This is a genomic window from Caldicellulosiruptor diazotrophicus (genome assembly GCF_017347585.1).
Taxonomy (GTDB): Bacteria; Bacillota; Thermoanaerobacteria; order Caldicellulosiruptorales; family Caldicellulosiruptoraceae; genus Caldicellulosiruptor; species Caldicellulosiruptor diazotrophicus.
Map to the genome: position 1 here is coordinate 2221967 of NZ_AP024480.1, position 9692 is coordinate 2231658.

Here is a 9692-nt window from a genome sequence, read left to right on the forward strand (position 1 = left end):
TTAAGTTTCACTCTCCTTTCTTACTACGCTACTGAACAAAATTTCTTTAGGCACATCAATCTCTGCATAAAAAGGTTTTATATCCAAAACAGGTGAGCTGTCAATAGCATCTATTCCTTTTACAACCAGGACATTTCCTTTTCTATCTACCAGTTCAGCAACATCCAATAGAATTGGATTTGGTCTGTTTGGCGATCTGCAGGCAAACACACCTTTAGGTACATCTGAAAAAGGAGTCTTTGTCACAAGCACATCTCTTTTAGCCTGGTGTGCCCAGTAAAGAATTATAAGGTACTTAGCTTCTTCTATATCCTTCAACCCTTGAATATATTTTTCAAAAACTTCTATATACGCAACAACCTCAGAACCTCTTCCCTGGTGCGGCGCTTCATCTTTTGTCTTGTATGGGCTGTGAAATATGCCAATCGGGACAAGCTCCATAAAATCTCTCTCCTTTAAAATCTTTATATTGTCGGAATCACAGGAACTACAAAAAGTTGGTCGTGTGAAGTTTCTATCTTAACCTCTACTCCATACACATTTGATATAATCTCAGGAGTGATAATTTCCCTGCCACCTGAGGCAAATACGCTTTTGTCTTTAATGAAGACAAAGTGGTCAGAAAACCTTATTGCCAAGTTTAAATCATGCAGGACACTAATTACCAAAATACCATTTTCTTTTGACAACTTTTTTAAAATACTCAATACCTCTACCTGATTTTTTAAATCAAGATTGTTTATTGGCTCATCTAAAAGTAAAATTTTTGGCTGCTGGGCAATGGCACGCGCTATCACAACTTTCTGCATTTCACCGCCGCTCAGTTCATCCAAATACCTGAAAGCAAGAGGTTTTAGCCCAAACTTTTCTATGACATTTTCTACCACCTGCAAATCTTCTTTAGAAGGCGTTATGCTCAAAAAATGAGGTTTTCTGCCAATCAAAATCGATTCGAACACTGTAAGCCTTGTACTTGCATACCTTTGTGGGACATATCCTACTACCTTGGCAAGATCATTTGATGAAAAACGACTTATATCCTTGCCATCAACAATAATAACGCCGTTTTGTGGTTTTAAAATTCTTGCTATGCACTTTAAAAATGTGGATTTTCCAGCACCGTTGTTGCCAAGGATTGATACAAACTGGCCTTTTTGAGCTCTAAACTCTATCTCCTTTAACACCTCAAAATCTTTGAAGGCAAAACTGAGCTTTTTGACTTCAAGCATTTTTATGTTTTTTTCCTCCTGATTAAGAGATATAGAAAAAGCGGCGCACCCAAAAAAGAGGTCACAGCCCCGACCGGCAAAACAACCGGCGATATTATAAGCCTTGCAACTGTGTCAGACAAAAGAAGCAAAAAACCGCCAACAACACCAGATGCAGCAATCAAAAATCTTTGGTCATTCCCCACAAACCTTCTTGCTATATGCGGTCCCAAAAGACATATAAATCCTATGATTCCCAAAAAGCTAACTGTAACTGAGGTAACAAAACTGCTGATAAAAATCCCAACAATTCTTTTTCTTTCAACATTCACACCAAGGCTTTTTGCCACATCTTCACCACTTTCAATTGCGTTGTAGTCCCAAGAATTTTTGAAAAAATACAGCCATGAAAGTAGAACAAACACACATAGTATCTTAACATCATTCCATGACGCTCTTCCAATATCGCCAAAGGTCCAAAAAACAAGTGCTGCAATCTTAACATCTGATGCAAAATATTGAATTATGGTTGTTGCAGCAGAAAACAAGGAACTTAGCGCAACACCAGAGAGCACAACACTTTCTGGTGAAAATTTTTTGACCTGGGCAAGCAAAATGACAACTACACTTGATATCATCGCCCCTAAAAACGCACAGATAACTACTACAGATGGATTCAAAATCACAACAGAATCAGATGCAGAAGATGAAGTGGTGCCGCCGCCAAGCAAAATTATGCCAACTGCCGCACCAAATGCAGCACCCTGAGACACACCAAGCGTAAAAGGTGAAGCTAAGGGGTTGTGAAGGAGAGTCTGTGTAGCGCTACCGCTTATTGCAAGTCCAATTCCAGCCAAAATGGCAGCCAGCACCCGCACAAGTCTTATATTAAACACAATGAGTTTTGTTCTCTCATCGCCTTTGCCAATGAGTGTCTTTAAAACATCTACAAAGTTCAAATTTGACGACCCGACAACAATAGCATACACAGCTAAAATAAATATCAGGATGCATACAACCACTAAAAATACAATTTTTCTTGTGGTAAGTTTCAAATACTCTCTTTGAAGCACCTCTTTTTGCATCTCAATATCAAGACCCTTTCTGCTTAAGCTAATCTAATTTTATCTTTACAAAACCTCCGAATTTCTTCGCCATCTTACTATAAAGAGGCTTACCTAAGAAAAACTTGTAGATCTCATCCGCTCTTTTGACGGGATCAACATCTCTGAACCTGTCTGGGAACACAACCTTTGCAATCCAGAAAGTATCTGCCAGGACAGTATCAATATTTGTCCAGTAGAAATTGTAAGGAAGCTGGCCATAGACTCTTCCATTTTTGAAGGCTGAAAGAGATTTATAAAATTCAGGATTTTTCTTGTAATCCTGCTTTACTAACTCAAGATTAGCCTCATCAATAAATATAATATCAGGGTCCCACTCTAAAATCTTTTCTTTCTCAACCATGAACCACCCTTCTTTGTTCGCGCTGTCTGCAACATTGAGCGCGTTTATGGCTAAAAACGGAAAATACTTTCCCCATGTGCTCTCAAACCCATGCCCACCTTTAAAACTAATACCCCCAACATACACTTTGGGCTTTTTAGAAGCAGGAATGTTCTTTGTCCTTTCATTTAAGAACGCTTTACATCTTTGCATGTAGTTTATAAGGTCTTCTGCACGCTGCTGTTTCCCTACAATTTTACCAATAAGTCTTAGTGATTTATAGACATTCTCATCAAAAAGTAGTTTTGTCCCATAGTCAAGCACAACAACTGGAACTCTGGTTTTTTGCTGAAGACTATCTGCCTGAGCTTTGTCCAAAAAGCTTGCTGCAAATATCACATCAGGCTTGACAGAAATAAGTTTTTCAGGGTCTGGAGAAGAATCTGCCCCACCTTGTCCAATCACAGGAAGTTTCTTTAGTTCAGGGTATGCCATGATATATGTTCTTGAACCTTCTTCCCATGCCTTTTCTGCGTTCTCAACACCTACAATGTTGTTTGTGCCATTGACATACAACACAAGCCTTAAAGCCCCCGGACCTATTGCAACAAGTCGCTTGTTTTTCTTGTTTTCAATCTCAACCTTCCTGCCTAAAAGGTCAGTGACAATAAGCTTTGAAGATGCTTTTTCCCCCTTTGCAAAGGCTTTGAAAATACTTGTGCTAAGAAAACTTAAAAAACAAATAGCTAAGGCTAAAGCAAGTAACCTTTTTGCATTCAAAAATAATATTTTCCTATTTTTAATGTTGTACATTTTCTAAAAACCTCCATTTTGCAAGTTTTTTGGCACACAGAAAAACAAAAAGCCCACAAAGGAAGACTTCTCATCCCCTTCGTGGGCTTGTTTAGCTTAAGTTTTTTTTTAGTTTTTCTTTGGTCAATAAAAGCACTTTAATAACTCTCTTTCAAATCTCTTTTGTGCACCATCGTGGTGCACTATGCCATTACTTTTAATTTTTAAACTCCTATTTTGATTTTATAACAATATTGGTTCAGGTGTCAACATAGAAAAATCACGGGGATTGCATCAAGAGTTTGTAATAAAATTTTCTATTTTACTAAACACAATCAAATAGGCAGCAATACGCTTACCTCTGTCCCTTTTCCAAGTTCACTTTCAACCAAAATCTCTCCATTATGTGCTTCAACTATCCATTTTACAATTGATAGTCCTAATCCACTTCCCCCTGTGGTCTTACTTCGGACCTTATCAACCCTATAAAACCTATCAAATATTTTGCCAATCTCTTCACGGGGAATACCAATGCCATTATCCTTGACAACTATTTTCACTTTATCCAAATGTTTCTCTACTGAGATATTAATTGTACCACCTTCTTGAGTAAATTTTATGCTGTTGTCAATGATAGCTCGCAACATTTGTTTTATTAATCTTCCATCAGCAAAAATATCTATTCGCCATTTAAGATCATAGCTCCAATTACGATTAGGTGCAACAAGTTTACCTTCTTTAACAATTTCTTCTACTAACTGATTCAAATTAACTACCTCTTTTTGCAGCTTTATAACTCCACTATCCCCTCTTGCCAAAAATAATAATCTTTCTACAAGTTCTGTCATATATTTGACTTCATTCTTTATAGCATCTATAGATTCTTGTAAAATCTCCTTATCATTTTTGCCCCATCTATCTATTAAGTTTATATATCCATTTATAACAGATAAAGGAGTCCTCAGCTCATGTGACGCATCTGATACAAATTGGTTTTGCTTTTCAAAGGAAACCTTCAGTCTTTCAATCATCTCATTAAAAGTTTTGGCAAGATTAGTAAGCTCATCATCAACCTCCCCTACATCAATTTTTACATTCAAATCTGTGGCAGTAATTCTTTTTGCAGTATTTGTTATCTCCTGAATAGGTCTTAGTATTTTTTGGCTGATAGAAAATCCGGTAATAACTGATGTTATCATTCCAATAGCATCGGCAATAAGTAACAACATGAACAATAGTTTAAGAAATAAGTATTCTCTATTCATATTCTTGGCAACTTGAACATATCCAATAATCTTGCCATTATTAAAGATGACAAAATTCTTCACTATCAAGTGTTTTTCTTCATTTTCAACTACCATAGCGCGATTAGGATTTGCCATTACATTAACATGAGGATCAAAATTCCTTGATTGATTTAAAATCCTGCCACTGCTGTCTGCTATCTTTATGTTAATATCGCTATTTATTACTGCATCATTTATAAGTTCTTCGTCATAAATGTCTTTTTGTTCTTCACCTATTCCCAATATCTTGCTTTCTATATCTTTACCAATAGCATTAACTTGATTTATAGCTTGCTCACGAAGGTAAAATCTTAATCCATATAAAACTAAGAAATTTAATAAAATAACCATCACTGAAAACACTACGGCATATGTAAATGTAATTCTCCAAGAAATCTTTCTGAACCTTAAAATGTTAATCTTCATTTTCTTTCTCCTCACATTTATATCCAACTCCTCTTACTGTGTGGATGAGTTTTGTTTTGAAACCCTCATCTACTTTACTGCGCAGATACCGTATATATACATCTACCACATTTGTGTCGCCCATATAGTTATATCCCCAGACGTTTTCCAATATTTGTTCTCTGGTTAAAACAATTCCCTTGTTTCTCACTAAATATTCAAGCAAATCATATTCTCTTTTGGTAAGCTCAATTATCTTACCAGCCCTTTTAACAATCCGTTTGGATGTATCAATAGTCAAATCAGCAATAGTGAGAACTTCCCGAATTATATTCAACTGTTTGCTTTTTCTCAAAGCTGCCCTTATTCTTGCCAATAATTCTTCTATTGCAAATGGCTTTGTGACATAGTCATCCGCTCCACTGTCTAAGCCCATCACTTTATCTGGAATATCATCCTTAGCTGTAACCATAATAATAGGGACATTAGAATACTGCCTTACTTTTCTGCAAACTTCAATGCCATTTATGCCAGGCAACATAATATCCAAGAGTATCAAATCTGGATGTATCTCTTCAACTTTTTTAAGTCCTTCTATGCCATCATAGCACACATATACATCGTAACCTTCATGTTTTAATTCTAATTCGATAAATCGAGCTATTTGTTTTTCATCTTCTATTATCAAAATTTTGTATGATGGCATTTGTATATCTTCCCCCTAATTCTTCTTTGAAGATATTTTACCGCAGATTTATCAGCCTGTGAAATACATAATTATTGACAAGAAAAGCTGCCCAGTAATTCTTTAGGGCAGCCTGCTTTGTTAAAAAATTTGATATTTGCAAATCCCAAAATTCTTATTAACCTTATTGTTCATTTTCTACTTCTTGATTGTCTGTGTCATGTCCATTGTCTTCATCCTTTTGTTCTTCTTGCTGGGAATTACCATTTTCAACACCTACAATCTTGCCATTGCTTGCATCAACTTTGACATTTAAAACCTTACCTGATTTGTCAGTCATTTTGACTTCGTAGATAATCAGACCATTCTCATCACCAATATCAATTTTCTGAAGAGTGCTGCCAGGATATGCCGATTTAACAATATTCTCCACTTCATTTTTTGAAATCTTTGCTTTGGTAATTAGATTGCTCTCATCATTTTCTTCATCAGCTTTTTCTACATCATTGTCTTTTGGGCTGTCTACATTTTGCCCATCATCGGCTCTTTCAATATCATTGTCTTTTGGATTGTCTACATTCTTTCCTTCTGATGAATTATAATTTTGATTCTGATTCTGAACTTGTGCCGCCTGTTTTTTAACAAGACTATCTTGTTTAGTAAAACTTGCAATAGAGTGTGAATTTGCATATCCTATTACAAAGCTCAAGACAAAAGCTACCGCAAGCAATGGCACTACAAATTTTTTAACTTGTTTCAACACTTTTTATCTACCCCCTACATTTTTATTCGAGCAGCTGCTCGTAAGAATAATTATGTAGGAGGATAATTAGAAAACTATTATAAAGAAATTAAAATTTGATTAGAAATATTATGGTTATATCTTTTGTCAACCTTGGCACATCATCATTTAAATCAATCTTTATTCCCTTACAAAAACTGCAAAATGTCTCACAGAATCTATATTTAAAGCTGGTTTCAATGAAACAGTATTTTAAAAATTAACATAGGCTTAGCAGAGCAAAAACACCCTGCTAAGCCCAAATGTCTACTTACTTATTTTGATTGATTTGAAGAATTTCCATTTACAAAACCTCTCATACCTCTGCCGTAGCCAATACCTTTACCTTGCCCAATACCCTGCTTTTGCCCATTTCCACCACCAAATAGTCCATACCCTGTTTGTGGTCTGTTTGCGTAGCCCTGTCCGTTGCAGCTCTCAATTCGTGCTTTCATCTGTGCCTTTATTGCATCAGCCTGTTCTTTTGTAATAACGCCATCTTTTACTTTTTGGTCAACTAAAGCAGCTTTTTCCTGATATACAGCATCCTTAAACTTCTCAGCTGTTACACCTTTTGACAAAGCTATCTGGTAGAAAGTCTGACCTTGTGACCTCAAATATACAACCTCATCAACTGTAAGACCTGTCAGCTTTGCTACAATTGATGCCATAAACTGAGCACCATATCCCCTTGCCATGTGCAAAACTGTGGTATTAGTTGCTGATGCTGGATTGGTGTTTGAAACACTTGTTGCGGCAAAAGCAGCTAAGTTCAGGACAAGCACTAATAAAGCCACCGCTACCACAAAACCTATTCTTCTTTTCATTTAAATCAACCTCCCAAAAACTAAAATTTTGTTTTGCAAGTTTAAATATAAAGGTGTTTTGTGAAACTGATGTGAAGAAATTGTGGAGTTTTTGTGAAGAAAATCTTTTTAAATAAATTGTCTTTTGAAAATGATGATTTTTTCTCAAATCTTTGGTAAAATTTATTTAAGGAATTATGGTTGTTCACATCTATAATTCACAAGGAGTGAGTTATAGGTTGAAGATACTGCTGATTGAAGATGAAGAAAAGCTCAGAAAAATAATAAAGTTATATCTTGAAAAAGAAGGGTTTGAAGTAGAAGAAGCATCGGACGGAAACGAAGCAATCGAAAAATTTCAACCTTCAATGTACTCTGTTGTAATCTTAGATGTGATGCTACCCCAAAAAGATGGCTGGAGTGTGTTGAGAGAAATAAGGAAAAAGGACGATACGCCAGTTATTATGCTAACAGCTCGTGGAGAGGATGATGATAAGATATTTGGATTCGAACTTGGTGCTGATGACTATGTTGTAAAACCTGTCAGCCCAAAAGAAATTGTTGCACGTGTGAAGGCAATTTTAAAGAGAACCAAAAAGCCCAACTCAAATGACATTTTGTTCATCGACAAAGCAGCAAGAGAGGTATATGTAAAAGGTCAAAGAGTGAATCTAACTCAAAAAGAATATGAACTTTTATTGTACCTATATGAAAGGCAAAACATTGCCCTTTCAAGAGAGCAGATTTTAAATAGTGTATGGGGTTATGAATATTATGGTGATCTTAGAACTGTGGATACACATATTAAAAACCTCAGAGAGAAGCTCGGAGATCTCAGAGATTACATTAAAACAGTAAGAGGTTATGGATATAAGTTTGAGGTGAAAAAATGAGAAGGATAAGTTTTAAACTATTGATTTATACACTTATTTTGCTTTTCTTTATGTTAGGTTTAAGCTTTTTTCTTCAAGGAAATATCGTCACAAGTGGTTTTAAAGCTAATCTAAAAAATAGAATGATTCAATATGCAAAAGACATTTCTTATAAATTTAAAAATAACCTTGATTATTCAAGTGAAGCAAATAATATAGCTAATATTATAAACGGCAGGGTATCAATATATGATTCAAACGGCAGTTTGATAGAATCTCATGGTAGGTTCATGTTTGGAAGAACAAGGAACATTGAAAGACAAATAATTTTAGATGTTTTATCAGGAAAAATTATCTACCGGACAGACCAAAAAACATTTCAAGGAAGCACCCTTATTACCTTAGGAATGCCTATAATTAACAATAACAAGATCATAGCGGCAATATTTATTCATACACCTTTGCATGACATTCAAAATGACGTTCGAAATGTCAAAAATCAAATCTTTATCCTTTTTATCGCTGCTCTTTTGGCATCAATCATTGGTGCATATGCGCTTAGCAGTTTATTCACAAAACCCATTCTTAAAATCATTGATGCTGCCAAAGCTATAGCAAAGGGAGATTATAACGTTAAAATTGATGTTAAAAACAAAGATGAAATTGGTGAGCTTGCAAAAACAATCACATTTATGGCTCAAAATCTTTCTAAAACCGAAAAGCTAAGGAGGGACTTTATAGCAAATACAACTCATGAATTGAGAACTCCACTGAGCATCATAAAAAGTTATGCTGAGGCTATATACGATGACATATTAGAAAAAGACCAAATCAAAGAATATGCCAGTTTAATCATGGAAGAAGCTGAGCGTTTGAATAATCTCATAAATGAAATTCTTGAGCTATCAAAACTACAATCTGGTACTATACAGTTGAATATACAACCTATAAACTTAAAAAGCCTTTTTAATAAAATTATCAGCGAAGTAAACATTATAAAAGGAAATAGAAAGTTTTGGCTTTTTGAAGATGATATCGTAACAAAAGCTGATAGCAAACTTCTAAAAAGGGCTTTTAGTAACATTATCATCAATGCTATTCATCATACAAACGACACAGGAAACGTTTATATAAAAGCTGAAAAAGAAAATGACTATATCAAAGTATCAATCAAAGATGATGGGGAAGGTATTGATGAAGCAGATTTGCCTTATATTTTCAATAGATTTTACAGCAAAAGTGCAAAAAAAGGAATAGGCGGGCTGGGCTTATCAATCGCAAAAGAGATAATACAAATGCATAATGGTGAAATTAGTGTATTTAGTAAAAAAGGAGAAGGTGCTGACTTTGTGGTAAAATTTAAAGGTAAATAAGCTTATGGTATATATTGAGAAAAAGGGGGTGTCCACTT

The 9692-nt window shown here is 35.1% G+C and carries 10 protein-coding genes; 2 read left to right on the forward strand and 8 right to left on the reverse strand.

Features of this window, described 5'->3' with window-relative positions; all coding sequences use genetic code 11:
• From tsaA to CaldiYA01_RS10640, 8 genes are all read right to left on the reverse strand, one after another.
• Positions 1-441, reverse strand: a complete 441-nt coding sequence (gene tsaA / locus CaldiYA01_RS10605) for a tRNA (N6-threonylcarbamoyladenosine(37)-N6)-methyltransferase TrmO (protein ID WP_207179540.1) — start codon at positions 439-441, stop codon at positions 1-3.
• Between the two features lie 23 nt (positions 442-464).
• Positions 465-1229, reverse strand: coding sequence for an ABC transporter ATP-binding protein (locus tag CaldiYA01_RS10610; protein ID WP_207179541.1), 765 nt, complete (start codon positions 1227-1229; stop codon positions 465-467).
• Positions 1230-1231: 2 nt separating this feature from the next.
• The gene (locus CaldiYA01_RS10615; protein WP_207179543.1) at positions 1232-2293 is read right to left on the reverse strand and encodes a FecCD family ABC transporter permease; all 1062 of its coding nucleotides are present in this window, start codon (positions 2291-2293) and stop codon (positions 1232-1234) included.
• Between the two features lie 28 nt (positions 2294-2321).
• Positions 2322-3467 (reverse strand): iron ABC transporter substrate-binding protein, encoded by a 1146-nt coding sequence (locus CaldiYA01_RS10620; RefSeq protein WP_207179545.1) that lies wholly within the window; start codon positions 3465-3467, stop codon positions 2322-2324.
• Between the two features lie 314 nt (positions 3468-3781).
• Positions 3782-5158 (reverse strand): sensor histidine kinase, encoded by a 1377-nt coding sequence (locus CaldiYA01_RS10625; RefSeq protein ID WP_207179546.1) that lies wholly within the window; start codon positions 5156-5158, stop codon positions 3782-3784.
• Complete coding sequence (locus tag CaldiYA01_RS10630; protein ID WP_207179548.1) at positions 5148-5843, reverse strand: response regulator transcription factor; 696 nt, start codon at positions 5841-5843, stop codon at positions 5148-5150. The genes CaldiYA01_RS10625 and CaldiYA01_RS10630 overlap by 11 nt, the downstream gene beginning before the upstream one ends.
• Positions 5844-6006: 163 nt before the next feature.
• On the reverse strand, positions 6007-6585 hold the full coding sequence (locus CaldiYA01_RS10635; protein WP_238480524.1) for a PepSY domain-containing protein: 579 nt from the start codon (positions 6583-6585) through the stop codon (positions 6007-6009).
• A gap of 293 nt (positions 6586-6878) precedes the next feature.
• Complete coding sequence (locus CaldiYA01_RS10640; protein ID WP_207179550.1) at positions 6879-7430, reverse strand: DUF2680 domain-containing protein; 552 nt, start codon at positions 7428-7430, stop codon at positions 6879-6881.
• A gap of 218 nt (positions 7431-7648) precedes the next feature.
• On the opposite strand from CaldiYA01_RS10640, the gene CaldiYA01_RS10645 reads away from it, so the two are divergent.
• Together CaldiYA01_RS10645 and CaldiYA01_RS10650 are read left to right on the forward strand one after the other, a co-directional pair.
• Positions 7649-8302 carry a response regulator transcription factor gene (locus tag CaldiYA01_RS10645; protein WP_307729582.1) on the forward strand — a complete coding sequence of 218 codons (654 nt, stop codon included), beginning with the start codon at positions 7649-7651 and terminating at the stop codon, positions 8300-8302.
• Positions 8299-9654: a sensor histidine kinase gene (locus CaldiYA01_RS10650; protein ID WP_207179552.1), complete on the forward strand. Its 1356-nt coding sequence runs from the start codon at positions 8299-8301 to the stop codon at positions 9652-9654. Before CaldiYA01_RS10645 ends, CaldiYA01_RS10650 begins: the two co-directional genes overlap by 4 nt.
• The last annotated feature ends 38 nt before the right edge of the window (positions 9655-9692 follow it).

What these genes read in the sequence shown, in the direction of transcription:
- CaldiYA01_RS10620 (WP_207179545.1), bottom strand. Translation starts at nt 3,467, where the DNA reads ATGTACAACATTAAAAATAGGAAAATATTATTTTTGAATGCAAAAAGG.
- CaldiYA01_RS10640 (WP_207179550.1), bottom strand. Translation starts at nt 7,430, where the DNA reads ATGAAAAGAAGAATAGGTTTTGTGGTAGCGGTGGCTTTATTAGTGCTT.
- CaldiYA01_RS10615 (WP_207179543.1), bottom strand. Translation starts at nt 2,293, where the DNA reads ATGCAAAAAGAGGTGCTTCAAAGAGAGTATTTGAAACTTACCACAAGA.
- tsaA (WP_207179540.1), bottom strand. Translation starts at nt 441, where the DNA reads ATGGAGCTTGTCCCGATTGGCATATTTCACAGCCCATACAAGACAAAA.
- CaldiYA01_RS10625 (WP_207179546.1), bottom strand. Translation starts at nt 5,158, where the DNA reads ATGAAGATTAACATTTTAAGGTTCAGAAAGATTTCTTGGAGAATTACA.
- CaldiYA01_RS10610 (WP_207179541.1), bottom strand. Translation starts at nt 1,229, where the DNA reads ATGCTTGAAGTCAAAAAGCTCAGTTTTGCCTTCAAAGATTTTGAGGTG.
- CaldiYA01_RS10630 (WP_207179548.1), bottom strand. Translation starts at nt 5,843, where the DNA reads ATGCCATCATACAAAATTTTGATAATAGAAGATGAAAAACAAATAGCT.
- CaldiYA01_RS10650 (WP_207179552.1), top strand. Translation starts at nt 8,299, where the DNA reads ATGAGAAGGATAAGTTTTAAACTATTGATTTATACACTTATTTTGCTT.